The sequence below is a fragment of the Rhodoferax sp. P1_F3 genome (assembly GCF_056405715.1).
This window is the reverse complement of sequence record NZ_JBFUBO010000010.1, coordinates 48,921-75,401: the sequence shown is the minus strand read 5'-3', so window position 1 is coordinate 75,401 and position 26,481 is coordinate 48,921. Positions and strand designations below refer to the sequence as shown.

Sequence of the window (26,481 nt, the reverse complement as noted above, 5' to 3'; positions counted from 1 at the left end):
GGGAAGCGCTTCTCAGAATGGAGTCAAAATCTGGTGAACATGAACGACACCCAAATATTATCGACGTTCCAGGACCTGTCCCAGGAGCCACCGGCCGCGCCCAAGGCGCCTGCGCTGGTGTTTGATGCGTGCCAGATGGGGGTGGTGCTGCGTGCGGTGCTGTTTGTGGAGGTGGCGGTGGGTGTGGCGTCCATGTATGCCGCCAGTTCGCTGTGGGACTGGGTGATGCGCCTGGCGCTGGTCACCGGCGCGGCCCTGCCTGCCACGCTGGCCTGGCTGCTGACGGCCTGCATCGTCAAGCGCTGGCTGGCCCGCATGCCAGCGGTCGTGCAGTATTCGGTAGCCGTGGGCTTGGGCGCGGTGGCCGGCACCTATGGCTGCGGCCTGTTGACCGTAGCGGGGTTGCTGGAGCGGTCCCCTTGGGTGGCCAGCATGTTCAGCGGGGCGTTTGTGTCTTCGCTGCTGGTGGCGGCGCTGGTCATGCGCGCCAAGGGCCGCACCCCGGCGGACACGGCGGCGCGGCTGGCCGAGCTGCAGTCGCGCATCCGCCCCCATTTTTTGTTCAACACCCTCAACAGCGCCATCGCCCTGGTGCGCGCCGAGCCAGCCAAGGCCGAGACCCTGCTGGAAGACCTGAGCGACCTGTTCCGCCACGCGCTGATGGACCAGGGTACCGAGGTCACGCTGGCCGAAGAAATTGCACTGGCCCAGCGCTATATGGCGATTGAAAAAGTGCGTTTTGGCGACCGGCTGGATGTGCAATGGTCGCTGGACCCCGCGGCCGACCACGCCAAGCTGCCGCCCCTGCTGCTGCAGCCGCTGGTGGAAAACGCCGTGCGCCATGGCGTGGAGCCCAGCGCGGCCGGTGCGGCCATCCGCATCTCCACCCAGCGGCGTGGCTCGGTGGTGGTGGTCAAGGTGACCAACACCGTGCCTGCCGGTCAGGGCGCCGAGGGCCATGGTCTGGCGCTGCGCAATGTGCAAGACCGCCTGTCGCTGTTGCATGATGTGCAGGGCCAGTTCCGCAGCGGTCTGCGCGATGGTGTCTACCAAGTGCGAATGGAGTTTCCCGCATGAACATGCCCGTAGCTGCCCCCCGACGTTTGCAGGTGATGGTGGTGGACGACGAGCCGCTGGCGCGTTCCCGCCTGCGCACCCTGCTGGGTGATTGCAAGGCCCCTGCAGCGGATGTGGTGGCTGAGGCTGCCAACGCCAGCCAGGCGCTGGAGCTGCTGCGCCGCCAACCGGTAGACCTGGTGTTTTTGGACATCCACATGCCCGGTGCCGATGGTCTGGCGCTGGCCGAATCGCTGCGGGCGCTACCGCGCTCACCGGCCGTGGTGTTTGTGACCGCGCACGCGGAGCACGCGGTGCAAGCCTTTGAGCTGGAGGCGGTGGACTACCTGACCAAGCCTGTGCGCCTGGAACGCCTGCAGGCCGCGCTACAAAAAGCTGAGCGCTTCGCGCAGATCCAGTCGGGGCCTATGGCCAATTTCGTATCTGACGAGGTGTTGGTCATCCAGGAACGCCACCGCACCGAGCGTGTGCCGTTGCACCAGGTGATTTACTTCAAGGCCGAGCTCAAATACATCACCGTGCGCACTGCAACGCGTCACTACATCCTGGATGGCTCACTCAACGACCTGGAAGAAAAATACCGCGAACACTATGTGCGCGTGCACCGCAACGCCATCGTGTCACGCCGCGCCGTGCGCGCGCTGGAGAAACACTTTGACCCCGAGGAGGGTGACGGCTGGGCCGTGCGGCTGCAGGGGGTGGACGAGCTGTTGTCCGTCTCGCGCCGCCAACTGGCCGTGGTGCGGGGGCTGATCACCCAATGAGCCTGCGGGGCCTCGTGCTGCTGTGCAGTGCGTGGGCGCTAGCCGGTGGGTGCGCCGCACAGAAGCTGCGCATCGGTGCCGAAGACGACTGGCGGCCTTATGCCTATGTGCAGGACGGCAAGCCTGCGGGCTTTGCAGTGGACATTGCACGCGCGGCCTGGGCCGCAGCAGGTGTGGAGGTGGAACTGGTGCCCTTGCCCTATGCGCGCTGCATGAAGGAAGTGAACAACGGCACGCTGGTCGGCTGCTTTGACACCCTGCGTGATGCCCGCACCGAAGCCAAATACCGCTGGCACAAGCAGCCGCTGTTCAAGGCCCGCATTGCCATCTATGGCCGCAGCAACCAGCCCAGCAGCAAGATCGATCTGCAGGCGCTGCGCGGCACCCGCGTCAGCGTGACCAATGGCTACGACTACGGTGAAGCCTTTGACAACGACCCCTACATGATGCGCGACGTGTCGTCGTCCGACCTGACCTCGCTGCGCAAGCTGGTGGCGGGGCGGGTGGACTACGCACTGGTGTTTGACCGTGTGGCAGCACACATTGCCAGCCAGCACCCGGAGCTGGCACAAGGCTTCAAGCAGCGTGGGGTGCTGGTGGAGCCGCAGCTCTACATCTCGTTCGCGCGCGACTTCCCCGGCATTGAACGCACCATTGCCCAATTCGACGATGGACTGGAGAAGGTGCGCAAGTCCGGCGAATACGCGCGCATCGAAGCGCGCTGGAAACCCTGATTAGCCTGTGTTGCGCAGACCGGCGGCGATGCCGTTGATCGAGATGTGGATGCCGCGCTGCACGCGCTCATCGGCCTTGCCTTCGCGGTAGCGGCGCACCAGCTCCACTTGCAGGTGGTGCAGGGGGTCGATGTAGGGGAAGCGGTGGCGGATCGAGCGTTGCAGCGCCGCGTTGTTGGCCAGGCGGTTCTTTTCACCGGTAATGGCCGACAGTGCGTGCGCGGTGGCGTGCCACTCGGCCTCGATGGCGCTGAAGATTTTCTTGCGCAGGCGGGCATCGCCCACCAGCTCGGCATAGCGCGATGCCAGTGCCAGATCGCTCTTGGCCATCACCATGTCCATGTTGGACAGCAGGGTGCGGAAGAAAGGCCATTGCTTGTACATCTTCTGCAGCAGCGCGGTGCGTTCCTTTTGCTGCTCGGGCGTGCCGCTTTGCATGAACTGGTGCACGGCCGAGCCAAAACCAAACCAGCCCGGCAATGTCAGGCGGCACTGGCCCCAGCTGAAGCCCCAGGGAATCGCGCGCAGGTCTTCAATGCGCTGCGAGGCCTTGCGCGATGCGGGGCGTGAGCCGATGTTGAGTTCGGCAATTTCGCGCAGCGGCGTGGAGGCGAAAAAGTATTCGGTGAAACCCGGGGTTTCGTACACCAGTGCGCGGTAGGCCGCCATGCTTTTTTGTGACAGCTCAGCCGCAGCATCCAGAAACGCCTTGGTCGCGGACTTGGTGGGTTGCAGCAGCGTGGCTTCCAGCGTGGCGGCCACGAGTGTTTCAAGGTTGCGTCGGCCAATTTCGGGGTTGGCGTATTTGGAACCGATCACCTCGCCCTGCTCGGTCAGGCGGATCTGGCCGCGCACAGTGCCGGGGGGCTGGGCCAGGATGGCCTGGTAGCTGGGGCCGCCGCCGCGGCCGACCGTGCCGCCACGGCCGTGGAACATGCGCAGCTGGATCTTGTGCTCTTTGGCCAGCACGTCAAACAGCTCGACCAGCGCAATCTCGGCGCGGTACAGCTCCCAGTTGCTGGTGAAGATGCCGCCGTCCTTGTTGGAATCGGAGTAGCCCAGCATGATGTCTTGCTCGGCGCCGCTGCGTTTGACCAGTTCGGCCACGYCGGGCAGCGCGTAGAACTCGCGCATGATGGGCGCGGCGTTGCGCAGGTCTTCGATGGTTTCGAACAGCGGCACCACGATCAGGTCGACTGTGGCCTGCGCGTCAAGCGTGCCGCGCATCAGCCCCACTTCTTTTTGCAGCAGCAGCACTTCGAGCAAGTCGCTCACCGTTTCGGTGTGGCTGATGATGTAGTGGCGGATGGCTTCGAAGCCAAAGCGTTCGCGCATGACCTTGGCGGAGGCAAAGATGGCCAGCTCGCCCTGGGCGTGGGCCGAGTAGTCCACGCCGTGCACGCGCAGCGGGCGGGCATCGTTCAACAGGCCTAGCAGCAGGGTGCGTTTGGCGGCTTCGTCCAGTGCGCTGTAGTTAGCTTCCACACGGGCCGTGGCCAGCAGTTCGGCGACCACTTCTTCGTGCTTGTCGGAGCTTTGGCGCAAATCCACCGTGGCGAGGTGGAAGCCAAACACTTCCACTGCACGGATTAGCGGGTGCAGGCGCTGGGTGACCAGCGCGGCGCCGTGGTGGGCCTTCAGTGAGCTGGCGATGGTGCGCAGATCGGCCACAAACTCCTGCGCCAGCAGGTAGGGGTTTTGCGGGGCCACGGCGTGGCGGGCAGCTTCGGTGCCGGTGAGACTCTTCAGCGTGGCGGCCAGGCGCGCGTACATGCCGGTCAGCGCGCGACGGTAGGGCTCGTCCTTGCGGTGCTCGTTCTGGTCGGGTGAGCGCTCAGCCAGGGCCTGCATCTCAGGCGTGCAGTCGGCCAGCATGGCGGAGATGGAAAGCTCAGCACCCAGGCGGTGGACTTCGGTTAGGTAATGGCGCAGTGCCACTTCGGACTGGCGGCGCAGCGCGTATTCCAGGGTCTGGGCGCTGACGTTGGGGTTGCCGTCGCGGTCGCCACCGATCCACTGGCCCATGCGCAGAAAGCTGTGCACGGGGTGGTTGCCCAGCATCTCTTCCAGGTCGGCATAGAGCTTGGGAATCTCGCGCAGGAAGGTGGACTCGTAGTAGCTCAGCGCGTTCTCGATCTCGTCAGCCACAGTGAGCTTGCTGAAGCGCAGCAAACGGGTCTGCCACAGCTGCATCACCCGGGCGCGCATCTGGGCTTCGTTGGCGGCCAGTTCTTTGGGGGTGAGGGCGTCTTTCTTGCTGTCGATCGAGATGGCGCGCAGCTTGATTTCGTCGCGCGTGGTCAGCAGCTGGGCGATGTCGCGCTCGGCATCCAGAATGCTTTTGCGTTGCACTTCGGTGGGGTGGGCGGTGAGCACGGGGGACACATAGCTTTGGGCCAGTGTCTGTGAGATGGTCTTGGGCGAAATGCCGGCCCAGCGCATGCGCGACATGGCGACCTCGATGCTGCCCTCTTGCGTGTCACCCGCGCGTTCATGGACGGCGCGGCGGCGGATGTGGTGGCGGTCTTCGGCCAGGTTGGCCAAGTGCGAAAAGTACGTGAAGGCGCGGATCACGCTCACTGTCTGGTCACCAGACAGGCTCTTGAGCAGCTTCTTCAGCGCCTTGTCGGCTTCATGGTCGGCATCCCGGCGAAACGCCACCGACAACTTGCGGATCTGCTCGATCAGTTCGTAAGCGTCCACACCCTCTTGCTCGCGAATCACATCGCCCAGAATGCGACCCAGAAGACGGATGTCCTCCACCAGGGGGCGTTCGTTGTCTTTGCTACGCTTGGCCGTCTCGGCGGCAGGGGCATTTTTCATGGGTCAAACAGGTGGGAGTGGAGGGCGCTTCGAACGAAGCAAGTATCGCGCCCATGCTAGCATCGAAGGCATTCCACCGATTACTAACAGGTTACGATTTTGCGCAATTTTACGATCGCCACACGTGAGAGCCGATTGGCGCTTTGGCAGGCGGAACACGTCAAGGCTTTGCTGGAGCGACACGGGGCCTCGGTGACCCTGCTGGGCATGACCACCAAGGGCGATCAGATCCTGGACCGCTCGCTCAGCAAAGTGGGTGGCAAAGGCTTGTTTGTCAAAGAGCTGGAAGTGGCATTGGAAGAAGGTCGCGCCGACCTCGCCGTGCACTCGCTCAAAGACGTTCCCATGGAGCTGCCGGAAGGCTTCGATCTGGCCTGCGTGATGGAGCGCGAAGACCCGCGTGATGCCTGGGTTTCCAACCGCTACGCCAGCCTGCTGGACTTGCCGCAGGGTGCGGTAGTAGGCACGTCCAGCCTGCGCCGCACGGTGCTGCTGCACGCCCTGCGCCCCGACCTGCGCATAGAGCCGCTGCGCGGCAACTTGGACACCCGCCTGAAGAAGCTTGACGACGGTCTGTACGACGGCATCGTGCTGGCCGCGGCCGGTCTCAAGCGCCTGGGGCTGGCATCGCGCATCCGCGCCACCTTCAGCCCCGAGCAGATGCTGCCCGCTGCCGGGCAGGGCGCCTTGGGCATTGAGATACGCGAGGGCCGTGCCGATGTGGCCCAGGCTTTAGCGCCACTGGTGCACCAGCCCACCTGGCTGGCCGTGGCGGCCGAGCGCTCGGTGAGCCGCATGATGGGCGGCAGTTGTTCCATGCCATTGGCGGCCTACGCCACGCTGGACGGCACCCAACTGCACATCCGCGCCGCCTGGGGCGATGCTGATGGCGTGCTGCCCTTGGTGACTGCCCAGGCCAGTGGCGAGGTGGTCGACCGTGCCGCAGCTGTGGCGCTGGGTGAGCAGGTGGCGCGCCAGTTGCAAGACGGCGTGCGCGCGCAGACTGCGGTCGGGCACTGAGCCATGCGCGTCATCGTGACCCGCCCGCAGACCGAGGCCGCGCAGTGGGTGCAAACCTTGCAAGAGTCGGGCTATGAGGCGCACAGCCTGCCCTTGATCGATGTGCAGCCGGCGGCCCAGCCGCAGGCGGTGCGCGAGGCGTGGGCTCGGCTGGATCAGAACCAGTACGACGCGGTGATGTTCGTCAGCCGCAACGCGGTAGACCACTTTTTTGCATTAAAACAGGCTGTAGTCCCCGTATTCATTGCGCAAGCAGCTATCAAAAGCAGAGCATTCGTCACCGGCCCTGGCAGCTACTCGGCACTTCTGCGCGCCGGCGCGGAGCCCGGCTGCATTGATGCACCTGCGCAGGACACGGGCCAGTTCGATTCCGAGGCCCTGTGGGCTGTGGTGCAGGCCAAGGTGGTGCCCGGCTTTCGCCTGCTCATCGTGCGCGGCACCACCGCGCAGGGCGATGCCAGCGACGAGGGCGTGGGCCGCGACTGGTTTGCGCGTAAGGCCACGGCGGCCGGTGCGGTGGTTGATTTCGTGGTGGCTTATCAGCGGCAGCGCCCGGTGTTGCCTGCCGGCGGTAAGGCGCTGATTACGCAGGCGGCCAGCGACGGCTCGGTCTGGCTGTTCAGCAGCTCTGAGGCCATTGCCAACCTGCAGGCCTGGTGTCCGCAGCAGCCCTGGCACCAGGCGCGTGCGGTGGTCACCCACCCGCGCATTGGCCAGGCGGCGCGCGCTGCCGGCTTTGGCACGGTGCGCGAGTCCAAACCTGCGCTGGCAGCGCTGATGGCGTCGATAGAATCCCTCTGATGAATACTGAGTCCCCGCTCCCCCTGGCGCCTGAGGTGGTGGATGTCACGCCGCAGGCCGGCGCGATCCTGCCTGCGGTCAAATCCTCCCGGCGTTTGCTGCGCGGCGTCGCCGTGGTGGCCGTGGTTGGGTTGGTGGCCAGCGTGTTCCTCTGGCAAAAGCTTAGCTCCATCCAGGAGCAGCTGGCGCGCCAAAGCGCCGATGCCGGCACCCAGGCCACCGAGGCGCGCGCCACCGCTCGCCAGGCCCAGGAGTTGGCCATCGAGACCGCGGCCAAACTGGCAGTGACGGAGGCGCGACTGAGTGAGGTGTCGCTGCAGCGCACCCAGCTCGAAGAACTCATGCAAAGCCTGTCGCGCTCACGCGATGAGAACTTGGTGGTGGACATCGAATCCGCGCTGCGCCTGGCGCAGCAACAGGCCCAGCTCACCGGCAGCGCGGAACCTTTGCTGGCGGCCCTCAAGTCCGCCGAGTTGCGCGTGGCACGTGCTGCGCAGCCGCGCCTGACCCCCGTGCAACGTGCCATTGCCAAAGACGTGGCGCGTATCAAGGCCACGGCACTGGCCGACACACCGGCGCTGCTGGTCAAACTCGATGAACTGGTGCTGCTGGCCGACGACGTGCCCGTGGCCAATGCGGTTGCCGTGGCGCGCCCCACTGCCAACCTGCAGCGCAAGACCGAAGAGTCGGTGCCCACGTGGTGGATGCGCATGCTGTCGGTAGTGCGCGAAGAAATCCGTGGCCTGGTGCGGGTGAGCCGCATAGAAAACCCGGAGGCACCGCTGCTGTCGCCCGAGCAGTCGTTCTTCGTGCGCGAAAACCTCAAACTCAAGTTGCTTAACGCCCGCCTGGGCCTGCTGGCCCGCCAGACCGACTCAGCGCGTGCCGACCTGGCCGCGGCGTCTGCATCGCTGGTCCGTTATTTCGATACGTCCTCGCGCAAGACCCAGGCCGCGCAGGGCGTACTGCAGCAGCTGCAGGGTCAGATGCGTTCGCTGGAGCTGCCACGCGTGGACGAGACCCTGGCAGCATTGGCCACCGCGGCAGCGGGGCGCTGAGATGCGGGCTGCACTGTGGCTCATGGCATTGTTTGGCACAGCCGTGGCGGCTGCGCTGTTTGCGGGCAACAACCAAGGCACGGTTACGCTGTACTGGCCGCCCTACCGCGTGGATGTGTCGCTGAACCTGGTGCTGCTGGTGCTGGCACTGGCGTTTGTCACCCTGCACCTGGCACTGCGCGCGTTGTCGGGCTTGTTCAGTATTCCGCTGCAAGCCAAACGCTGGCGCCTGTTGCAAAAAGAGCGCGCCATCCACACCGCCTTGCTCGACGCCGCCTTGCATTTGGTGGCTGGTCGTTTTGTGCGGGCCCGCAAGGCTGCGGAGCTGGTGGTGACGCTGGAAGAATCGGTGCGCGCCGGGGATGAAAATGTGGTGCAGGCGGCACGCCTGCGCACGTTGTCACACCTGCTGGCAGCGGAGAGCGCGCATGCGCTGCAAGACCGCGCGGTGCGTGATCAGCATTTCCAGTTGGCGCTGGAACACACCCACCTGCGCGCGGCGCAGGACGCGCGTGACGGCGTGCACATGCGTGCCGCCCGCTGGGCCTTTGATGACCGCGACCCCGGTGCCGCCATGCAGTGGCTGGACCAACTGCCCCAGGGCACGGCACGCCGCACCATTGCGCTGCGCTTACGCTTCAAGGTGGCGCGCCAAGCCGGCAAGGCCCGCATGGCACTGGATGCGTCGCGCCTACTGACCAAGCACCGTGCGTTCTCTGAGGTGGCGGGCGCCGGCATTGCCCGCGGCCTGGCACTGGAGATGATTCGCTCGGCCTACGACCCGGCCCAGTTGCAGCGTGAGTGGGACCACCTGGACCCTGCAGAACAGCGCATCCCCGAAGTGGCGCTGGAAGCCGCGGAGCGCTGCCTGGCGCTGGGTGGGGATGTGGCCGTGTCGCGGTTGTGGGTGCATCCGCTGTGGCAGGCCATGTCGCAACGCCTGGATGCGCTGAGCCCGACCTTGCGCCTGCGGCTGATTCGTGTGCTGGAAAAAGGCTTTGCGGTTGCCACTGGCGCGCCCGATGCGGCTTGGCTGGCCCGCATTGAATCGCTGCAATTGTCCAACCCTGCAGACCCGGTGTTGCAGTACCTGGCGGGGGTGATGTGCGCGCGTCTGGAGCTGTGGGGCAAGGCACAGCAGTTGTTACGCCAATCGCTGTCCATGCTCAAGGACAAGGAACTCAAGCGCGATGCTTGGCGGGCCCTGGCCGAACTGGCCGAACAGCGCCAGGACACAGCCGCTGCAGCACAGGCTTACAAGGAAGCCGCCAAAGCGTGACGGGGCCGGTTTTCAGGGCTATTATCCGCCCATGGCCACACTCATAGACCACCTCATCAAGCTCACAGACCACCGCGAGCGCGACCTGTTGGAGCTCACCCTGTCCAAGGCCTTGATTGACCTTGTACCTATCCAGCGTGTCATCGTGGCACGGGTGGTCAGCGAGGAGGGGATTCGGCGATGGCTGGAGGTCACCACGCTGGACGCCAAGGGCGGTGGCAAGGTAGTGGACCCGCTACGGGTGGACTTCCAAAAACTGTCGCTGCTTGAAGACAACAAGGACCGCCTCAAGGCCCTGCAAACGCGCAGCACCGTGGAGATTGCCTGGGCGGGTGAAGACGGCCCGCGCATCACCTACTTCCCGTTGTTTGCCGAAAGTCTGAGTGACGACGAAGGCGTGCTCGAGATCCATTCCGCCTCGGTGCTGAGTTCCGAGCAGGTGTTGACCATTGGTGCGGTGCACCATGTGTTCCGCAATATGTACCACCTGCTGGCCTACAGCGACCGCGATGCGCTCACTGGCTTGTTGAACCGCAAGTCGCTGGACGACACGTTTTACAGCGCGGTGCTGGACGAACTGGGCGAGGGCGATGTCGTGGCCAAAGGCGCGTCCGAAGCCGCTGTGGCCCCCGGGCAGGAACGCCGCCACCGGGTGCCGCCCAACTACTGGCTGGGCACCATCAGTGTGGACAGCTTTGGGCTCATCAGCGACAAGAGTGGACACCTGATTGCCGAAGAGGTGCTGCTGCTGGTGGCGCGCATTATGAACAACACCTTTCGCACCTACGACCGGCTCTACCGCTTGGGTGGTGAGCAGTTCGCGGTGCTCATGCACTGCCCCGACGAAGCGCTGGTGCTGGCGGCGTTTGAACGCTTCCGCGCCAATATCGAGAAATTCAATTTTCCTCAGGTGGGGCGTTTGACGATTTGCGGTGGCTTTACCCGCGTGACGCCCGATGACTCCCCCAGCACCGCGCTGGAACGGGCCGAGCGCGCCGTGGACTACGCCCAACACAATGGACACAACAAGGTGTTTAGCCACGCCGAACTGGTGCGCCGTGGCTTCTTTGGTGAAGCGCTGAAGATTGGTGCGGTAGATTTGTTCTGATGTTCTGACTGAGTAGTTTTCACCCATGAAAAAGGGGCACCTCGGTGCCCCTTTTTCATGGCGGGTTCTTGCGAACCCACACCCGGGTGCTTAGCCCGCGTTGTTGCTCTCGAAAGGCAGGGTCATGTTGCGCAGGTCGCGGCGGGTTTCCACCAGTACCAGCGGCTGCTCTTCAATGACCACCGGAGCGGGGCGTTCCCGCGGCACGTGCACGGGCTTGGGTTCGGCGGCAATCGCGGCCTGCACCGCAGCCACTTTGCTCAGGTCGGAGTTGACCCATTGCAAACCAGACCCTTGTGCCACTTGCTGCAGCGAGTCGGTGGGCAGTGCGTAACCCTGTACCTTGGGCACCTGGCCTGCGGCCGGTGCGGCAGCTACCACTGGGACCGCAACTGGTGCCGCTATGGGAGCGGGCGCCGCTTCAGGTGCGGGTGCTGCGGTTTCAGCGGTGACAGCTTCATTGCTGGGGGCTTGGGCCGCATCGGTCTGCACTTCTTCGTTGGCAGGGCGCGGAGCGCGTTCACCGCGGTCCTGGCGGTTGCCACGGTCACGGCCATAGCGGTCGCGGGACTGGCGCTCGCGCGGCTCACCCTGGGCGCCGCGGCCTTCACCAGCGTCGTCACCGGCAGGGGCTGGTGCCACTGCGTCGGCGCCATGGGGTTCGGTATCGGCAAAGCCCAGAGCGGATTGCTGCTCGGGGGCATTGCGGCTGCCGTCGTCCTGGCGCGGGCCACGTTCGTCACGGCGGCCATTGCGGCCACGGTTGCGGCCACGGCCTTCGCGGCCTTCACCACGGGCGTCGGCATTCACCTCGCCAGCAGTTTCAGGGCGGGCTTCGCCAGACTCTTCACCATGCGCTTCGTTGCGGGGCTCGGCAGGGCGGTCGCCATTGTCTTCACGGGGGCCACGGCCCTCACCGCGGTTGCGGCCTCGGCCTTCGCCGCGGGGACCACGGTCCTGGCGGGGTTCGCCACGGCCTTCACCGCGTGCCACTGGGGCGTTGCCGCCTTCTGCGGGCGCGTTGACTTGCACGTCCTGGCCTGCCATGACAGCGCCGGCGTCCATGCGTTCGTTGCGCTGGGCGCCACCTTGGCGTTCGCCACGCTCGCCGCGTTCACCACGGTTGCGTCCATTGCGGCCGCCGCGTTCACCGCGCTCGGTGCGTTCGCTGTTGCCTTCCGGGCGCGCTTCACCACGGTTTTCTTCGCGAGGGCCACGGCCTTCGCCACGGGGTTCATTGCGTCCACCACGGCTGTTGCGGCCTTCGCCACGCTCGCCGCCACGGTCGTTGCGTTCACCACCACGGCCACCGTTGCGGTTGCCATCGCGGCCTCGGCCATCACGGCCTTCGCGCTTGTCGTCGGTCTTGGCGGTCGCGGGTGCGGGTTTTGCCACAGGTGCGGCTTCTTCCATACCCAGCAGGCCCTTGATCCAGCCAAAGAAACCATGGCTGGCGGGTACGGGTGCAGCCACGGGCTTGGCAGCCGGTGCAGGTGCAGCGGCCTTTACCGGTTCAGGCTTGGGCGGGGCAATCGGCGCGGGTGCGTCGGGCAGCACGCCCTTGATCACCGGGGTTTGCTTGTTGGTGGGTTCTTGCGAACGGCGGGTCACGCCGGTGGCCTCTTCCATGTCGTCGGCCATCTTGTAGCTGGCTTCGATATGGTCCAGGCGCGGGTCGTCGTGCTTCAGGCGTTCCAGCTTGTAGTTGGGCGTTTCCAGCGTCTTGTTGGGCACCATCAACACGTTGATGCGCTGCTTGAGCTCGATCTTGGCGATCTCGGTGCGCTTTTCGTTCAGCAGGAACGAGGCCACGTCGACGGGCACCTGGCAGAGCACGGAGGCCGTGTTGTCCTTGAGGGACTCTTCCTGGATGATCCGCAGAATTTGCAGTGCGCTGGACTCGGTGTCACGGATGTGGCCAGAACCACCGCAACGGGGGCAAGGAATCGATGCACCTTCGGAGAGGGCCGGGCGCAGGCGCTGGCGGCTCATTTCCATCAGGCCGAACTTGGAGATAGTGCCGAACTGCACGCGGGCACGGTCCTGGCGCAGCGCGTCGCGCAAGCGGTTTTCCACTTCGCGGCGGTTGCGGGACTCTTCCATGTCGATAAAGTCGATCACGATCAGGCCACCCAAGTCGCGCAGACGCATCTGGCGTGCCACTTCGTCAGCGGCTTCCAGGTTGGTGCGGGTGGCTGTTTCTTCGATGTCGCCGCCCTTGATGGCGCGGGCCGAGTTCACGTCTACGGACACCAAGGCTTCGGTGTGGTCGATCACGATCGCGCCGCCAGAAGGCAGTTGCACCGTGCGGGCGTAGGCCGATTCGATCTGGTGTTCGATCTGGAAGCGGCTGAACAGCGGCGCGTCGTCGCGGTAGCGCTTGACGCGGGCAGCGTGTTCGGGCATCACGTGGGCCATGAACTGCTGGGCCTGCTCGTACACATCGTCGGTGTCGATCAGGATGTCGCCGATGTCGTGGTTGAAATAGTCGCGGATGGCGCGGATCACTAGAGAAGACTCTTGGTAAATCAGGTACGCGCCCTTGCCACCCTTGGCGGCACCGTCAATCGCGGTCCACAGCTTCAAGAGGTAGTTCAAGTCCCACTGCAGCTCAGGCGCGCTGCGGCCAATGCCGGCGGTGCGCGCGATGATGGACATGCCGTTGGGGTATTCCAACTGGTCCATGTTTTCTTTGAGTTCCGCACGGTCGTCGCCCTCGATGCGGCGCGATACGCCACCACCGCGGGGGTTGTTAGGCATCAAGACCACATAGCGGCCAGCCAGCGAGACGAAGGTGGTCAGGGCTGCGCCCTTGTTGCCACGTTCTTCTTTTTCCACTTGCACCAGCAGTTCCTGGCCTTCGCGGATGGCGTCCTGGATGCGGGCGTTACCGGCGGAGACGCCTTGTTGGAAGTAGGTTTTGGAGATTTCCTTGAACGGCAGGAAGCCGTGGCGGTCTTCGCCGTAGTCCACGAAGCAGGCTTCCAGCGATGGCTCGACGCGGGTGACGACGGCCTTGTAGATATTGCCCTTGCGCTGTTCGCGCCCTTCGATTTCGATTTCGTAGTCGAGGAGTTTTTGTCCGTCGACAATGGCCAAGCGGCGTTCTTCAGCCTGCGTGGCGTTGATCAGCATCCGTTTCATGGATTGCATCCTTCTTCAATAAGCACATGCCCGAATTGGGCGTACGGTGCCGGACTGACGAATTGAAGTGAGGTGGAATTGCCGGAGAACTTCAGGTCACACAAGGCGACGAAGCGTAGGCGCAGGGATGGGGACGAGAGGATGCGTTTGTGAACTTGCTATCAAAAGGGTAGCATGTTGCGCAGGTTGTACCGGGGCTGCAGGCCGATTTGCACCAAAAAACGGGGCGAAAACGCTCCGCTGGCACAGGGTCATCAGGCTTAGCAACACAAACATCTCGTTTCATTCCATCCGCAAACCGTGGGTTTGCGGACTTGGGGTATTCCGTATCAGGGTTTCAATTCGTCGGCTTGGCCGCGCTGTTGCTGACCATCACAGGCAGGTGGCGTGTGATTTGCAAGCAGTGCAGCCCGGTGGCATCGACCTTCCAGCGCAACGGTTTGTGGGGTGTGGACTAAACTCCAGACAAATCAACCACTTACAGCGCGACGCTAGTGAAACACATTATAGGGGGCAATCCGACCCCGCCTGCCCCCCCTGCAAACCCGCAAGTCAAATCCGTGACGGTCGACGAAGACAGTGCGGGCCAGCGCCTGGACAATTTCCTGATGCGCGAACTCAAGGGCGTGCCCAAAACCCATGTCTACCGCATCATCCGCAGCGGCGAGGTGCGGGTGAACAAAGGCCGCGCCAGCGCTGACACCCGGGTGGCGGTGGGCGATGTGGTGCGGCTGCCGCCGGTGCGCGTGTCTGAGCGGGCCGAGCAGAAAACCCAGGCCATGGCCGAGCAGGTCGCCGCCCAGGCCACAGGCCGGGTGCCGGCCAAAGCCTTTCCGGTGTTGTTTGAAGATGACCATTTCCTGGCGGTGAACAAGCCTGCCGGCGTGGCGGTGCACGGAGGTTCGGGGGTCAGTTTCGGCGTGATCGAGCAACTGCGCATGGCGCGGCCCCAGGCCAAGTTTCTGGAACTGGTGCACCGGTTGGACCGGGAAACCAGCGGTATTTTGCTGGTGGCCAAGAAGCGCAGTGCCCTCAAGGCCCTGCAAGACCAGTTCCGCGAGCGCGAAACCGGCAAAACCTACCTGGCGCTGGTGCTGGGCGCCTGGCCCGCTAATAAGAAGGTGCTGGACAAGCCTCTGCACAAGTACCTGCTGGCCGGCAAGGACGGCGCGGCCGACGCTGGGGAGCGGCGTGTCAAGGTGGTGACCAAGGACGACCCGGACGGCATGCCCTCGCTCACGTTGGTGAAGGTGCGCGCAGCGGCCGACGACTTTTCCCTGCTGGAGGTGACCATCAAAACCGGGCGCACCCACCAGATCCGGGTGCATCTGGCGTCGGAAGGCATGCCGATTGCCGGAGACGACAAGTACGGCGACTTTGAACGCAACAGGGCGCTGGCCCGCGGCGTGGGCCCCGCTGCGCTCAAGCGCATGTTCCTGCACGCCTGGCGCCTGCAGTGCAACCACCCCGCCACGGGGGAGCGCGTGGAGCTGCGGGCTGAATTGCCCCCAGAATTGAGCACTTTCCTGGTCTCTGCCTTACCCGGCGCGGCATGAGCCGGCCCCTTTTTTTGATCCTTTACAGAAGCCTATGTCCGCATCCCGACCCCGTGTCCGCCAGTTCGACCTGATTGCATTTGACTGGGACGGCACCCTGTTTGACTCCACCGCCATCATCACGCGCTGCATCCAGCTGGCCGTGGCCGATGTGGGCGGCACCGTGCCCAGCGACAAGGAGGCCTCTTATGTGATTGGCCTAGGGTTGATGCAGGCGATGGTCCATGCGGCACCTGACATTCCCAAGGAAAAGTATCCAGAACTGGGGGCGCGCTACAAGCACCACTATCTAGCGCACAAGAACGACACCAGTTTGTTTGCGGGCGTGCTGCCCATGCTGAATGAACTCAAATCCCGCCAGTACCTGCTCGCTGTAGCCACCGGTTCAAGCCGGGCGGGGTTGAACGACGTGCTGGACGCGGTGGCATTGCGCGGTATGTTTGACAGCTCCCGTACGGCGGACGAAACCGCCAGCAAGCCGCACCCGCGCATGCTGCAGGAGTTGATGGCCGAGCTGGGCGTGCCGCCCGAGCGCGTACTCATGGTGGGCGACACCACGCACGACCTGCAACTGGCGCTGAACGCTGGTTGCGCAAGCGTGGGTGTGAGCTACGGCGCCCATGCGCCAGCCATGTTTGCGGATCTGGGGCCGCGCTGCGTGGTGCACTCGGTGGCCGAGTTGCACGCTTGGCTGCTGGACAACGCCTGATCGATACAGAACCGGAAATGCGGCCATGGCCTTGAACACCGAGTCCCAAGTCATTGCCCTGTGTAATTCCGGCGACCTGGTCAACAGTGGCCTGGCTGTGCCGTTTGACGTGGTCTATTGCGGGCAGACCTGCTATGCCTTTGCCATTCGCTACGCGGACAAAGCCTATGCCTACCTGAACCGCTGTTCCCATGTGCCCATGGAGATGGACTACCAGCCCAATCGCTTTTTTGACATGACCGGCCACTGGCTGATGTGCGCCACCCACGGTGCCATGTACAGCCCGCAAACCGGGCAGTGCCGTACCGGTCCGTGTCGCGGGGGCCTGATCTCCATTGCCCTCACGGAATTCGATGGTGTCGTGCACTGGCATACTGGCCCTCACTTACAACCTGTGGTTTTCTAGAACTATGTCCGATCCCCAATTCCCGTCCACGCCTGATTCTGATGAAAATCCACGTGTAGCCACCGTGGAGTCTGCGCCAGTAGCTCCTAAAAGCGTAGCAAATGCCGCCACCTCAGCCCCCGGCTGGGAGCGCGCTACGCTGGAAAAGCTGGCCATGGCGTCCCTGGTGGAGCAGCGCACAGCGCGGCGCTGGCGCAATGCCATCCGCATTGGCTGGCTGGTGTTCCTGGCCGTGCTGGTCTGGTTGGGCATGCAGCGCGGCGGTTCCACCACCGACGTGAAGACGCCCCACACGGCGGTCATCGCCATCCAGGGTGAAATCGCCTCGGGTGCAGAAGCCAGTGCTGAATTTGTGGTCGCTGCCATGCGCAGCGCCTTTGAAGACGACGGCGCCAAGGCCGTGGTGCTGCTGATCAACTCACCCGGCGGCAGCCCGGTGCAGGCTGGCATCATCAACGACGAGATCAAGCGCCTGAAGGCGTTGCACAACAAGCCGGTGTACGCCGTGGTGGAGGAGACCTGTGCATCGGCGGCGTACTACATTGCCGCAGGCGCCGACCAGATCTTTGTGGACAAGGCCAGCATTGTCGGCAGCATTGGCGTGCTGATGGACGGCTTTGGCTTTACCGGCCTGATGGACAAGCTGGGTGTGGAGCGCCGCCTGATGACGGCAGGCGAGAACAAGGGCTTTTTGGACCCCTTCAGCCCGCAGACCGAGAAGCAACGTGCCTTTGCCCAAGCCATGCTGAACCAGATCCACCAGCAGTTCATTGCCGTAGTGAAAGAAGGCCGTGGTACGCGCCTGAAAGAAACGCCTGAAATGTTCAGCGGCCTGTTCTGGACCGGCCAGCAGGCCATTGAACTGGGTCTGGCCGACAAACTCGGCAACCTGGACTACGTGGCGCGCGAGGTGGTGAAGGCCGAAGAGATCATCGACTACACCCGCAAAGACAACGTGGCCGAACGCCTGGTCAAGCGCTTTGGCGCATCCATCGGTGATGGCGCAGCCAAGGCGCTGCGCTCGCTGCCTTCAATCCACTGAACCTGAGCGGGCTTAGCGCCCGATCGCAAACACGGTGGGCGTGGCGTTGTCCAACGCCCAGCCGCTCTGCTTCCACTGCTTCACCAGGTTGCTGTGGGTGCTGGCGGTGTCCAGCGTGAGTCCACTGGAGGTCGCCAGCCGCGTGTTGTGCTGCAAGGTTTGCAGCAGGCCCTGCAGCAAGGCGGTGTTGCGGTAGGGCGTCTCGATAAAGAGTTGGGTTTGCCCTGTTTTTAGCGCCAGAGACTCCAGCTCGCGAACGCGCTTGATGCGCTCGGCCGGTTCGGCCGGCACATAGCCCACAAACGCAAAGTTTTGCCCATTGAGCCCACTGGCCGCCAGCGCCAACAACAACGACACGGGCCCCACCAGCGGTACCACGCGCAGGCCCAGGTCATGCGCCGCGCGCACCACGGACGAACCCGGGTCTGCGATTGCGGGCATTCCGGCTTCGCTGACCAAGCCCACATCGTGGCCCTGCAGGGCGGCCGCCAGCAGTGGCGTGGCGTCAAAGCCGCCCAGGTGGTCGCCTTTCTTGTGCACCTCGCGCGGCAGCTCTTGGATCTGCAGCTCCTGCAGTGCGACGCCTAGCGGGTGGCCGGCATCGACGCGTTTGAGGTAGGCACGTGTGCTCTTGGCGTTCTCACAGATCCAGTGCCGCAGGCCGGCCGCCACCGCCAGCGTATGGGCGGGCATGCTTTGGTCCAGCGGGCTTTGGGTGGCGCAGCCAAAGTCCAGCGGCGCGGGCACCAAATACAGCGAGCCTTTAGAGGAGGGCGCCTGCGTCATACCGGCCCTAGCAAGGCAATGCCCGCTGCGCGCAGCATGTGGCTGGTGCGGATCAGCGGCAGGCCGACCAGGGCGCTAGGGTCGTCGTTGTCGATGGATTCCAGCAAGGCGATGCCCAGGCCCTCGCTTTTGGCGCTGCCCGCACAGTCATACGGCGTTTCGGCGCGCAGGTAGTTTTCAATTTCGGTGTCGCTCAGGTCGCGGAATACCACGCGCACCGGGGCCACATCCTCCTGTTGGAAGCCACTGGCCAGGCACACCACGGCCACGGCAGTTTGGAAGACCACCGTTTTGCCGCGCATTTTCTGCAGCTGGGCCACGGCGCGCGCATGGGTGCCGGGCTTGCCCAGCGGCTCACCGTCCAGATCGGCTACCTGGTCAGAACCAATGACGACCGCATCCGGGAACTGCCGGGCCACGGCCTGGGCCTTGGCCAGCGCCAGGCGGCGCGCCAGGGCGAGTGGGGTTTCCGTGGGCTGAGGGGTTTCGTCTACATCTGGCGCTGCCACGGTAAACGGCACGCGCAGGCGCTGCAGCAGTTCGCGGCGGTAGGCCGAGGTGGAGCCTAAAACGAGTTTGCGGGGGGCGGAGTCTTGCATGGGGCGATTCTCTTACACTGCGGCCATGACTTATGAATATTCAGCCAACAGCCTGAACATCCTGACCTTCGCCAAGAGCGACGGTCAGCTGGTGAGCCAGGTGCCTTTGGCCCAGATGCTGCGCTTGCGCGAAGAAACCCAGGGTGCGGCCGATGCCGTGGCCGTGCAATTTGACGCCCGCGGCGCTATCCGCTCCGATGCGGCGGGGGTGGACGAGCCCTGGGTGCGCCTGACAGGCAAGACCACCCTGACCATGACTTGCCAGCGTTGCCTGACGCCTGTGGATGTGGATATTGAATTCACGCGCGACTTCCGCTTTGTGGCCACCGAGGCGCTGGCCGAGATCGAAGACGAGGAATCGGAAGAGGATGTGCTGGTGCTGAGCCGGGAGTTCAATGTGCTGGATCTGGTGGAGGACGAGCTGCTCATGTCCATCCCGCCCGTGCCCATGCACGAGACCTGCCCTCTGCCGGTCAAGCTGACTGTGGCGGACGCGGATTTTGCCGATGCGCCCGAGGAAAAACCGAACCCGTTTGCGGTATTGCAGCAGCTCAAGGACAAAGGCCCTGGCTAAACGCTCAGCTTTGGGCTATAATCTGAGGCTTCGCGTGTGATTCCGTCGCGCGTATTGTTATCTTTACACCAACCCTAACCGTGTTGCCACAACCTGTGCAGCACTTTTGCTCAGGAGCCGACCATGGCAGTTCAACAAAACAAAAAGTCCCCTTCCAAGCGCGGTATGCACCGCTCGCACAACGCTCTGGTTGTGCCCGGTATCGCTGTGGAATCCACCACTGGTGAAACCCACCTGCGTCACCACATCAGCCCCACCGGTTTCTACCGTGGTCGCAAGGTGCTGAAGACCAAGTCCGAAGCCTGATTCACCTGAATCTCCAAAAGCCCGAAGCTACGGACCTGTAGCGACGGGCTTTTGTCATTTATGGCTTCTATATTCGGATGTTTGACTTCGTTGTCGTTGGAATGATGCACGCATGATTACTGTCGCCGTCGATTGCATGGGGGGAGACCACGGCCCCCAAGTCACTTTGCCCGCCTGCACCCAGTTTCTGGAGCAGCACCCCGAGGCCGCGCTGGTACTGGTTGGTTTGCCCGAGGCACTCAAAGGCTTCTCGCACCCCCGTGCCACGCTGGTCACGGTGACCGAAGTTGTCACCATGGACGATCCGCTGGAAGTGGCGCTGCGCAAGAAGAAAGATTCTTCGATGCGCGTGGCGATTCAGCAGGTCAAAGATGGTGCTGCCCAGGCGGCGGTGTCGGCGGGCAATACCGGCGCACTCATGGCGATTTCGCGCTACATCCTCAAAACCATGGACGGCATTGAGCGCCCGGCGATTGCGGGCCAGATCCCCAATGCCACCGGCGGCGCCACCACGGTGTTGGACCTGGGGGCCAATGTGGATTGCACGGCTGAACACCTGCTGCAGTTTGCGGTCATGGGCTCGGCACTGGTGTCGGTGCTCACCAACCAGGAATCACCTTCGGTGGGCCTGCTCAACATTGGTGAAGAAGTCATCAAAGGTAATGAAGTCATCAAAAAAGCAGGCGAACTGCTGCGAAATGCAGCCAAGTCTGGCGATTTGAACTTTGTGGGCAACGTCGAAGGCAACGATATTTTCAAAGGTACGGCCGATATCGTGGTGTGTGACGGTTTTGTCGGGAACGTGGCGCTCAAGACCAGCGAAGGCCTGGCCTCCATGATCGGCAACTTCCTGAAAGCCGAGTTTTCCAAAAACATTTTTACCAAAATGGCGGCAATTGCAGCCTACACAGTGTTAACTGCGCTTAAAAACCGCGTTGACCACCGTCGCTACAACGGTGCTGCGTTGCTGGGCCTGCGTGGCCTGGTGTTCAAAAGCCATGGCTCAGCCGATGTGCTGGCCTTCAGCAATGCCTTGAACCGGGCGTATGATGCAGCCCGAAACAACTTGCTGGACCGCGTTCAGGTCCGCATTGCCCATGCAGCCCCTTTGCTGGCTGCGTCTGACGCAACGCAATAGCCTGAACGGGTGCCCGCCATAACACCCATGAGACGATATTCGCGAATCACCGGCACCGGCAGCTATGTGCCTCCCCGTCGCCTGAGCAACGCTGACCTGGTGGCCCAATTGGCTGCGACCGGCGTGGAAACTTCGGACGAGTGGATCGTGGAGCGCACCGGCATCCGCGCCCGCCATTTTGTGGATGACAGTGTCTACAGCAGCGATCTGGCCCTGGAGGCCTGCAAAGGCGCGCTGCAGGCCGCAGGCCTGGAAGCCAAAGACATTGATCTGATCATTGTGGCCACGTCCACCCCGGACATGGTCTTCCCCTCGACCGCCTGTATCTTGCAGAACAAGCTGGGCGCCAACGGTGGCGCCGCGTTTGACGTGCAGGCCGTGTGCAGCGGCTTTGTGTACGCCCTGACCGTGGCCGACGCCATGATCCAGTCCGGCGCCGCCAACAAGGCGCTGGTGGTGGGGGCCGAAGTGTTCTCCCGCTTGCTGGACTTCAACGACCGTACCACCTGCGTGCTATTTGGCGACGGTGCGGGTGCCGTGGTGCTAGAGGCCTCTGACATGCCCGGCATTTTGGCCAGCGACCTGCATGCCGATGGCAAGCACGTGGGCATCCTCTGTGTGCCCGGCCATGTGGCCAATGGCCATATTCTGGGCGATCCTTTATTAAAGATGGATGGCCAGGCGGTCTTCAAGTTGGCCGTGGGCGTGCTGGAAAGCGCGGCCCGCGCCACGCTGGCCAAGGCCGGCAAGACCGAAGCCGACATTGACTGGTTGATTCCGCACCAGGCCAACATCCGCATCATGCAGAGCACTGCCAAAAAACTGAAACTTCCCATGGATAAAGTGGTGGTGACGGTGGACCAGCATGGCAATACCTCGGCGGCCTCGATTCCGCTGGCGCTGGACGTGGCGGTGCGTGGCGGCCAGGTCAAATCCGGCCAGACCCTGATGCTTGAGGGCGTGGGCGGTGGTTTCACCTGGGGCGCCGTGCTCCTGACTTTGTAGCTGCTCGCGCATATTCCATCAGGGCTAGAGCCCTATTTCATTGCCAATCACTATGAAACCATTTGCATTTGTATTTCCGGGCCAAGGCTCCCAGGCCGTGGGCATGCTGGACGCCTGGGGCGACCACCCTGTGGTGGCCCAAACCCTGCGCGAAGCCTCGGACGCCTTGGGCGAAGACGTGGCCCAACTGATCCACGAAGGCCCCAAGGAGGCGCTGGCGCTGACCACCAACACCCAGCCTGTGATGTTGGTGGCCGGTGTGGCCGCCTACCGCGTCTGGATGTCCGAGACCGGTGTGGCCCCTCAGGCTGTGGCCGGCCATTCGCTGGGCGAGTATTCCGCCTTGGTGGCAGCCGGTTCGCTGACGCTGGCCCAAGCCGCACCGCTGGTGCGCCTGCGCGCCCAGGCCATGCAGGAAGCCGTTCCCGTGGGCGTAGGCGCCATGGCGGCCATCCTTGGCATGGATGCTACGAAAGTGATAGCTGGTTGTGCAGAGGCGACGGGGGCTTTTGGCCCCAATAGCACTGAAGTAGTGGAAGCAGTGAACTTCAACGACGCCGCCCAAACCGTGATCGCCGGTAGCAAGGCCGCGGTGGACAAGGCCTGCGAAATCCTCAAGGCCAATGGTGCCAAGCGTGCGCTGCTGCTGCCTGTGTCGGCACCGTTCCACTCCAGCCTCATGAAGCCCGCGGCCGAGAAGCTCAAGGCACGGCTGGAAGACATCGAGATTGCTGCGCCCCAGATCGCCCTCATCAACAATATTGATGTAGCCGTGGAAGTGGATGCCGACCGCATCCGCGACGCTTTGTACCGCCAGGCCTTTGGCCCGGTGCGTTGGGTGGAGTGTGTGCAAGCGATCAAGGCGCGCGGTCTGACGACTTTGGTAGAGTGCGGTCCCGGCAAGGTGCTGGCCGGCATGGTCAAGCGCATCGACGCCGAAATGACCGGGGTGGCGCTGTTCGACCCCGCCAGCCTGGAAGACGTCAAGGGAGTATTGGCATGAGCGAAGTGAAATTTGAAGGCCAGGTGGCCCTGGTGACCGGCGCTTCGCGCGGCATTGGCGCAGCGATTGCGCTGGAACTGGCCCGCAAGGGCGTGAAGGTGATTGGTACGGCCACGTCGGATGCAGGCGCGGCCAAGATCCGTGAAGCCTTGTTCGCCTTTCCCGGCTGTGACGGCCGCACGCTGGACGTGACGGACGGTGCTGCCGGTGATGCACTGGTGGATGCCATTGTGAAAGAGCAGGGTGGTCTGCACGTGCTGGTGAACAACGCTGGCATCACCCGCGACACCCTGGCCATGCGCATGAAGGATGACGACTGGGACGCGGTGCTGGACACCAACCTCAAAGGCGTGTTCCGCATGAGTCGCTCGGTGCTGCGCACCATGATGAAACAACGCTATGGCCGTATTGTCAGCATCACCTCGGTGGTGGGCGTCTCAGGCAACCCCGGCCAGGCCAACTATGCGGCGGCCAAGGCCGGAGTGGCCGGCATGACCCGTGCACTGGCCCGCGAGCTGGGCTCGCGCAACATCACGGTGAACTGCGTGGCTCCCGGTTTCATCGAGACCGACATGACCGCCGGCCTGGGCGAGGACCAGCAAAAAGCTTTGCTGGGCCAAATTCCCCTGGGCCATCTGGGCAAACCCAGCGATATTGCACACGCTGTGGCCTACTTGGCGTCGCCCCAGGCCAGCTACGTGACGGGGCAAGAACTGCACGTCAACGGCGGCATGTACATGTAAGTGATTCAACCTCGCCGATGTCTGAGCGGCGGCCCGGTTAGAGACAAGTCTCTAGGGCGGGTAAAATCTCGGATTCTTTTACAACCCTTAGAGGGAACCCATGAGCGATATCGAAGTCCGTGTCAAAAAAATCATTGCCGAACAACTCGGCGTTGAAGAGTCTCAAGTCACCAACGAAAAAGCCTTCGTGGCCGATCTGGGTGCCGACTCCCTGGACACCGTGGAGCTGGTGATGGCCTTGGAAGACGAATTCGGGATCGAGATCCCCGACGAAGACGCGGAAAAAATCACGACCGTGCAAAACGCGATCGATTACGCGACGTCCCACAAAAAAGCCTAATCGGCTTGGGCAGCACCCTGGGGGTGCTGCCGCCTCTTGCATGCTTTCCATGCCGCTGCTGGCGGTATTTCATTGACGAACTGCTGAATTTCAGATTTCTATGTCCCGTCGCCGCGTCGTTGTTACAGGTTTAGGTTGCATCAGTCCCGTGGGCAACACGGTGGCTGAGGCTTGGTCGAACGTACTGGCTGGCAAGTCGGGTATCGTCACGATCACCAAGTTCGATCCCGAGGCGTTTGCCTGCAAGATCGCTGGTGAAGTGCGCAACTTCGATCTGGAGTCCTACATGAGCTCCAAAGAAGCCCGCACCATGGATACCTTTATCCATTACGGTATAGCCGCCGCGGTGCAGGCAGTGAACGACAGTGGTCTGAAAACAGGTGACGCGTTGGGCGAAGAAGAGTCCACCCGCATCGGCTGTGTGATTGGTTCCGGCATTGGCGGTTTGCCCATGATCGAGAACACCCATACCGAATACACCAACCGCGGCCCACGCCGCATCTCCCCATTTTTTGTGCCGGCGTCCATCATTAATATGACGGCCGGCCATGTGTCCATGCGTTTTGGCTTCAAGGGCCCGAACATCGCCATCGTGACCGCTTGCACCACCGGCCTGCACTGCATCGGTGAAGCCGGCCGCATGATTGAGTACGGCGACGCCGATGTGATGGTTGCTGGCGGCTCCGAAGCTACGGTTTCGCCGCTGGGCATTGGCGGTTTCGCCGCCATGCGCGCACTTTCCACCCGCAATGACGACCCCGCAACCGCGTCGCGCCCTTGGGACAAAGACCGCGACGGCTTTGTGCTGGGCGAGGGCGGTGGCGTGATGGTGCTCGAAGAATACGAGCACGCCAAAGCCCGTGGCGCCAAGATTTATGCCGAACTGGCAGGCTTTGGCATGAGCGCCGATGCCGGCCACATGACGGCCCCCAATATGGACGGCCCACGCCGCGCCATGCTCAGCGCCATGCGTAATGCCGGTGTGAACCCGGACCAGGTGAACTACCTGAACGCGCACGGCACTTCCACACCGCTGGGCGATATCAACGAAACCAATGCCATCAAGGCGGCCTTGGGTGATCACGCCAAGAAGACGGTGGTTAATTCCACCAAGTCCATGACCGGTCACCTCTTGGGTGGCGCAGGTGGGTTGGAGTCGGTGTTTACCGTGCTGGCGCTTCACCATCAGAAGAGCCCACCCACGATCAACATCTTCAACCAGGACCCCGAGTGCGACCTGGACTACTGTGCCAATACGGCGCGGGACCTGAAGATCGACGTGGCCGTGAAGAACAACTTCGGCTTTGGTGGAACCAACGGCACGTTGGTGTTCAAGCGCATCTAAACTTCGCCTCTATATCCAAGACGGACTATGCACCGGCCACCTGCGGTCAGTTACAGCGTAGTCCGCTCCCGCTGGCACGCCCTCACGCTGGGCACTCTCTGGGGTCTGGGTATTGTCCTGGTTCAGCTGGCGCTATGGCGCTACAACTACTCCGGTGCTGCCCTGGCCATCATGGAATGTGCCTGTCTGCTGACAGGGATCTGGGCCGTTTGGGCTTGGCGCACGGCGCCGCAAGGGCTGTTGCGCTGGGACGGCGATTACTGGCATTGGTCCGGGGATGCCGAGGCGCCTTCACGTCAGGTGACCGTGCATTTTGATTTTCAAGCGGTGGTGCTGGCTTCTGTGCATGGGCCGAGCGGTGCTCGTATCTGGCTGTGGTTGGACCATGCGGCAGTCCCCCGTGCCCGTTGGCTGGCATTGCGCCGTGCTTTGGTTGCGGGCCGCACGCCGTTGCAGACAGGCCCATCGGCATTGCCATATGAGCAACTGCCGTGAGTGACCCGCTGCTGTCCTCTAATGATTCGGACCTGGCCCTGGTGGAGCGCACGGTGGCGGGGGATCAGCGCGCCTATGGCCTGTTGGTGCTCAAGTACCAGCGCCGCATCCAGCGCTTGATTGGGCGCATGGTGCGTGACGTGGATCTGGTGGAAGATATTGCCCAGGAAACCTTTGTGCGGGCCTACCGCGCACTTCACCAGTTCCGGGGCGACGCCCAGTTCTACACCTGGCTGTACCGCATTGCGGTGAATACCGCCAAAAAGTTCTTGCTGGAGCTCAAGCGCGATCCCACGGTGACCGAAAGTTTTTTGGCCAATGACGATGACGATGAAACTTCCCGGTCCAAAAACGAACCAACCACCGACGAAACCCCGGAATCCGTGCTGGCGGCCAAGGAAATTGCCTCGGTGGTGAATGCTGCCATGGACGATTTGCCCGAGGAACTGAAGCAGGCGGTCACGTTACGGGAAATTGAAGGTCTGAGTTACGAGGAAATTGCCATGGCTATGGATTGCCCCATTGGAACGGTCCGCTCCCGCATCTTTCGGGCGCGAGAAGCCATTTCCGCCAAAGTGCGCCCCTTGTTGGAAAAGCAGACCGGAAAACGCTGGTAGATCGACGCC

The 26,481-nt window shown here is 63.2% G+C and carries 26 protein-coding genes; 22 read left to right on the top strand and 4 right to left on the bottom strand.

Annotation, left to right across the window (positions count from 1 at the left end):
- Positions 1–39: 39 nt before the first annotated feature.
- From AC1DZ5_RS16590 to AC1DZ5_RS16580, 3 genes are read left to right on the top strand one after another with little or no spacing between them, the layout of a single operon-like run.
- Positions 40–1,077: a sensor histidine kinase gene (locus AC1DZ5_RS16590; protein ID WP_477891004.1), complete on the top strand. Its 1,038-nt coding sequence runs from the start codon at positions 40–42 to the stop codon at positions 1,075–1,077.
- Positions 1,074–1,841, top strand: a complete 768-nt coding sequence (locus AC1DZ5_RS16585) for a LytR/AlgR family response regulator transcription factor (RefSeq protein WP_477891002.1) — start codon at positions 1,074–1,076, stop codon at positions 1,839–1,841. Before AC1DZ5_RS16590 ends, AC1DZ5_RS16585 begins: the two co-directional genes overlap by 4 nt.
- Positions 1,838–2,575 (top strand): substrate-binding periplasmic protein, encoded by a 738-nt coding sequence (locus AC1DZ5_RS16580; protein ID WP_477891000.1) that lies wholly within the window; start codon positions 1,838–1,840, stop codon positions 2,573–2,575. Before AC1DZ5_RS16585 ends, AC1DZ5_RS16580 begins: the two co-directional genes overlap by 4 nt.
- Here the strand turns inward: AC1DZ5_RS16580 and ppc are convergent, their stop codons facing one another.
- The gene (gene ppc, locus AC1DZ5_RS16575; RefSeq protein ID WP_477890998.1) at positions 2,576–5,398 is read right to left on the bottom strand and encodes a phosphoenolpyruvate carboxylase; all 2,823 of its coding nucleotides are present in this window, start codon (positions 5,396–5,398) and stop codon (positions 2,576–2,578) included.
- 99 nt (positions 5,399–5,497) lie between these two features.
- Here ppc and hemC point away from each other — a divergent pair, with 99 nt between their 5' ends.
- Genes hemC through AC1DZ5_RS16550 form a run of 5 tightly spaced genes read left to right on the top strand, consistent with a single transcriptional unit; the run spans position 5,498 to position 10,664 of the window.
- Positions 5,498–6,418 carry a hydroxymethylbilane synthase gene (hemC, locus tag AC1DZ5_RS16570; RefSeq protein ID WP_477890996.1) on the top strand — a complete coding sequence of 307 codons (921 nt, stop codon included), beginning with the start codon at positions 5,498–5,500 and terminating at the stop codon, positions 6,416–6,418.
- Between the two features lie 3 nt (positions 6,419–6,421).
- On the top strand, positions 6,422–7,219 hold the full coding sequence (locus AC1DZ5_RS16565) for a uroporphyrinogen-III synthase (protein WP_477890994.1): 798 nt from the start codon (positions 6,422–6,424) through the stop codon (positions 7,217–7,219).
- A complete protein-coding gene (locus tag AC1DZ5_RS16560; protein ID WP_477890992.1) occupies positions 7,219–8,277 on the top strand; it encodes a uroporphyrinogen-III C-methyltransferase in 1,059 nt (352 codons plus the stop codon). The genes AC1DZ5_RS16565 and AC1DZ5_RS16560 overlap by 1 nt, the downstream gene beginning before the upstream one ends.
- A 1-nt stretch (position 8,278) precedes the next feature.
- On the top strand, positions 8,279–9,556 hold the full coding sequence (locus tag AC1DZ5_RS16555) for a heme biosynthesis HemY N-terminal domain-containing protein (RefSeq protein ID WP_477890990.1): 1,278 nt from the start codon (positions 8,279–8,281) through the stop codon (positions 9,554–9,556).
- A gap of 31 nt (positions 9,557–9,587) precedes the next feature.
- On the top strand, positions 9,588–10,664 hold the full coding sequence (locus AC1DZ5_RS16550) for a GGDEF domain-containing protein (RefSeq protein ID WP_477890988.1): 1,077 nt from the start codon (positions 9,588–9,590) through the stop codon (positions 10,662–10,664).
- Between the two features lie 90 nt (positions 10,665–10,754).
- Here the strand turns inward: AC1DZ5_RS16550 and AC1DZ5_RS16545 are convergent, their stop codons facing one another.
- Positions 10,755–13,808, bottom strand: coding sequence for an Rne/Rng family ribonuclease (locus tag AC1DZ5_RS16545; protein WP_477890986.1), 3,054 nt, complete (start codon positions 13,806–13,808; stop codon positions 10,755–10,757).
- A 494-nt stretch (positions 13,809–14,302) separates the two neighbouring features.
- On the opposite strand from AC1DZ5_RS16545, the gene AC1DZ5_RS16540 reads away from it, so the two are divergent.
- From AC1DZ5_RS16540 to AC1DZ5_RS16525, 4 genes are read left to right on the top strand one after another with little or no spacing between them, the layout of a single operon-like run.
- Positions 14,303–15,364 carry an RluA family pseudouridine synthase gene (locus AC1DZ5_RS16540; protein ID WP_477890984.1) on the top strand — a complete coding sequence of 354 codons (1,062 nt, stop codon included), beginning with the start codon at positions 14,303–14,305 and terminating at the stop codon, positions 15,362–15,364.
- A 34-nt stretch (positions 15,365–15,398) separates the two neighbouring features.
- Positions 15,399–16,073: an HAD family hydrolase gene (locus AC1DZ5_RS16535; RefSeq protein ID WP_477890982.1), complete on the top strand. Its 675-nt coding sequence runs from the start codon at positions 15,399–15,401 to the stop codon at positions 16,071–16,073.
- A gap of 25 nt (positions 16,074–16,098) precedes the next feature.
- Complete coding sequence (locus AC1DZ5_RS16530) at positions 16,099–16,479, top strand: Rieske (2Fe-2S) protein (protein WP_477890980.1); 381 nt, start codon at positions 16,099–16,101, stop codon at positions 16,477–16,479.
- 4 nt (positions 16,480–16,483) lie between these two features.
- Entirely contained in the window at positions 16,484–17,521 is a 1,038-nt protein-coding gene (locus tag AC1DZ5_RS16525) for a S49 family peptidase (protein WP_477890978.1), read from the top strand.
- A gap of 12 nt (positions 17,522–17,533) precedes the next feature.
- On the opposite strand, the gene AC1DZ5_RS16520 is transcribed toward AC1DZ5_RS16525, so the two are convergent.
- Together AC1DZ5_RS16520 and AC1DZ5_RS16515 are read right to left on the bottom strand one after the other, a co-directional pair.
- Entirely contained in the window at positions 17,534–18,307 is a 774-nt protein-coding gene (locus AC1DZ5_RS16520; protein ID WP_477890976.1) for an SAM-dependent methyltransferase, read from the bottom strand.
- Positions 18,304–18,906: a Maf family nucleotide pyrophosphatase gene (locus AC1DZ5_RS16515; RefSeq protein WP_477890974.1), complete on the bottom strand. Its 603-nt coding sequence runs from the start codon at positions 18,904–18,906 to the stop codon at positions 18,304–18,306. Before AC1DZ5_RS16515 ends, AC1DZ5_RS16520 begins: the two co-directional genes overlap by 4 nt.
- Positions 18,907–18,931: 25 nt before the next feature.
- Between AC1DZ5_RS16515 and AC1DZ5_RS16510 the strand changes: the two genes are divergently transcribed.
- From AC1DZ5_RS16510 to rpoE, 10 genes are all read left to right on the top strand, one after another.
- Positions 18,932–19,480, top strand: coding sequence for a YceD family protein (locus tag AC1DZ5_RS16510; protein WP_477890972.1), 549 nt, complete (start codon positions 18,932–18,934; stop codon positions 19,478–19,480).
- Positions 19,481–19,603: 123 nt separating this feature from the next.
- Positions 19,604–19,786: a 50S ribosomal protein L32 gene (rpmF, locus tag AC1DZ5_RS16505; RefSeq protein ID WP_105259923.1), complete on the top strand. Its 183-nt coding sequence runs from the start codon at positions 19,604–19,606 to the stop codon at positions 19,784–19,786.
- A 112-nt stretch (positions 19,787–19,898) separates the two neighbouring features.
- Positions 19,899–20,924 (top strand): phosphate acyltransferase PlsX, encoded by a 1,026-nt coding sequence (plsX, locus tag AC1DZ5_RS16500; protein ID WP_105259922.1) that lies wholly within the window; start codon positions 19,899–19,901, stop codon positions 20,922–20,924.
- Between the two features lie 27 nt (positions 20,925–20,951).
- Positions 20,952–21,929, top strand: coding sequence for a beta-ketoacyl-ACP synthase III (locus AC1DZ5_RS16495; protein ID WP_477890969.1), 978 nt, complete (start codon positions 20,952–20,954; stop codon positions 21,927–21,929).
- A 52-nt stretch (positions 21,930–21,981) separates the two neighbouring features.
- Positions 21,982–22,932 (top strand): ACP S-malonyltransferase, encoded by a 951-nt coding sequence (gene fabD, locus AC1DZ5_RS16490; protein ID WP_477890967.1) that lies wholly within the window; start codon positions 21,982–21,984, stop codon positions 22,930–22,932.
- The gene (fabG, locus tag AC1DZ5_RS16485; protein ID WP_477890965.1) at positions 22,929–23,675 is read left to right on the top strand and encodes a 3-oxoacyl-ACP reductase FabG; all 747 of its coding nucleotides are present in this window, start codon (positions 22,929–22,931) and stop codon (positions 23,673–23,675) included. The genes fabD and fabG overlap by 4 nt, the downstream gene beginning before the upstream one ends.
- Positions 23,676–23,775: 100 nt before the next feature.
- Complete coding sequence (gene acpP / locus AC1DZ5_RS16480) at positions 23,776–24,015, top strand: acyl carrier protein (RefSeq protein WP_094479684.1); 240 nt, start codon at positions 23,776–23,778, stop codon at positions 24,013–24,015.
- 100 nt (positions 24,016–24,115) lie between these two features.
- Positions 24,116–25,360 (top strand): beta-ketoacyl-ACP synthase II, encoded by a 1,245-nt coding sequence (fabF, locus tag AC1DZ5_RS16475; RefSeq protein ID WP_477890963.1) that lies wholly within the window; start codon positions 24,116–24,118, stop codon positions 25,358–25,360.
- A gap of 27 nt (positions 25,361–25,387) precedes the next feature.
- The gene (locus AC1DZ5_RS16470) at positions 25,388–25,855 is read left to right on the top strand and encodes a hypothetical protein (protein ID WP_477890961.1); all 468 of its coding nucleotides are present in this window, start codon (positions 25,388–25,390) and stop codon (positions 25,853–25,855) included.
- Entirely contained in the window at positions 25,852–26,472 is a 621-nt protein-coding gene (gene rpoE / locus AC1DZ5_RS16465; RefSeq protein ID WP_477890959.1) for an RNA polymerase sigma factor RpoE, read from the top strand. The genes AC1DZ5_RS16470 and rpoE overlap by 4 nt, the downstream gene beginning before the upstream one ends.
- The last annotated feature ends 9 nt before the right edge of the window (positions 26,473–26,481 follow it).

What these genes read in the sequence shown, in the direction of transcription:
- AC1DZ5_RS16590 (WP_477891004.1), top strand. Translation starts at nt 40, where the DNA reads ATGAACGACACCCAAATATTATCGACGTTCCAGGACCTGTCCCAGGAG.
- AC1DZ5_RS16585 (WP_477891002.1), top strand. Translation starts at nt 1,074, where the DNA reads ATGAACATGCCCGTAGCTGCCCCCCGACGTTTGCAGGTGATGGTGGTG.
- AC1DZ5_RS16580 (WP_477891000.1), top strand. Translation starts at nt 1,838, where the DNA reads ATGAGCCTGCGGGGCCTCGTGCTGCTGTGCAGTGCGTGGGCGCTAGCC.
- AC1DZ5_RS16565 (WP_477890994.1), top strand. Translation starts at nt 6,422, where the DNA reads ATGCGCGTCATCGTGACCCGCCCGCAGACCGAGGCCGCGCAGTGGGTG.
- AC1DZ5_RS16560 (WP_477890992.1), top strand. Translation starts at nt 7,219, where the DNA reads ATGAATACTGAGTCCCCGCTCCCCCTGGCGCCTGAGGTGGTGGATGTC.
- AC1DZ5_RS16555 (WP_477890990.1), top strand. Translation starts at nt 8,279, where the DNA reads ATGCGGGCTGCACTGTGGCTCATGGCATTGTTTGGCACAGCCGTGGCG.
- AC1DZ5_RS16550 (WP_477890988.1), top strand. Translation starts at nt 9,588, where the DNA reads ATGGCCACACTCATAGACCACCTCATCAAGCTCACAGACCACCGCGAG.
- AC1DZ5_RS16545 (WP_477890986.1), bottom strand. Translation starts at nt 13,808, where the DNA reads ATGAAACGGATGCTGATCAACGCCACGCAGGCTGAAGAACGCCGCTTG.
- AC1DZ5_RS16535 (WP_477890982.1), top strand. Translation starts at nt 15,399, where the DNA reads ATGTCCGCATCCCGACCCCGTGTCCGCCAGTTCGACCTGATTGCATTT.
- AC1DZ5_RS16530 (WP_477890980.1), top strand. Translation starts at nt 16,099, where the DNA reads ATGGCCTTGAACACCGAGTCCCAAGTCATTGCCCTGTGTAATTCCGGC.
- AC1DZ5_RS16525 (WP_477890978.1), top strand. Translation starts at nt 16,484, where the DNA reads ATGTCCGATCCCCAATTCCCGTCCACGCCTGATTCTGATGAAAATCCA.
- AC1DZ5_RS16520 (WP_477890976.1), bottom strand. Translation starts at nt 18,307, where the DNA reads ATGACGCAGGCGCCCTCCTCTAAAGGCTCGCTGTATTTGGTGCCCGCG.
- AC1DZ5_RS16515 (WP_477890974.1), bottom strand. Translation starts at nt 18,906, where the DNA reads ATGCAAGACTCCGCCCCCCGCAAACTCGTTTTAGGCTCCACCTCGGCC.
- AC1DZ5_RS16510 (WP_477890972.1), top strand. Translation starts at nt 18,932, where the DNA reads ATGACTTATGAATATTCAGCCAACAGCCTGAACATCCTGACCTTCGCC.
- rpmF (WP_105259923.1), top strand. Translation starts at nt 19,604, where the DNA reads ATGGCAGTTCAACAAAACAAAAAGTCCCCTTCCAAGCGCGGTATGCAC.
- plsX (WP_105259922.1), top strand. Translation starts at nt 19,899, where the DNA reads ATGATTACTGTCGCCGTCGATTGCATGGGGGGAGACCACGGCCCCCAA.
- AC1DZ5_RS16495 (WP_477890969.1), top strand. Translation starts at nt 20,952, where the DNA reads ATGAGACGATATTCGCGAATCACCGGCACCGGCAGCTATGTGCCTCCC.
- fabD (WP_477890967.1), top strand. Translation starts at nt 21,982, where the DNA reads ATGAAACCATTTGCATTTGTATTTCCGGGCCAAGGCTCCCAGGCCGTG.
- fabG (WP_477890965.1), top strand. Translation starts at nt 22,929, where the DNA reads ATGAGCGAAGTGAAATTTGAAGGCCAGGTGGCCCTGGTGACCGGCGCT.
- acpP (WP_094479684.1), top strand. Translation starts at nt 23,776, where the DNA reads ATGAGCGATATCGAAGTCCGTGTCAAAAAAATCATTGCCGAACAACTC.
- fabF (WP_477890963.1), top strand. Translation starts at nt 24,116, where the DNA reads ATGTCCCGTCGCCGCGTCGTTGTTACAGGTTTAGGTTGCATCAGTCCC.
- AC1DZ5_RS16470 (WP_477890961.1), top strand. Translation starts at nt 25,388, where the DNA reads ATGCACCGGCCACCTGCGGTCAGTTACAGCGTAGTCCGCTCCCGCTGG.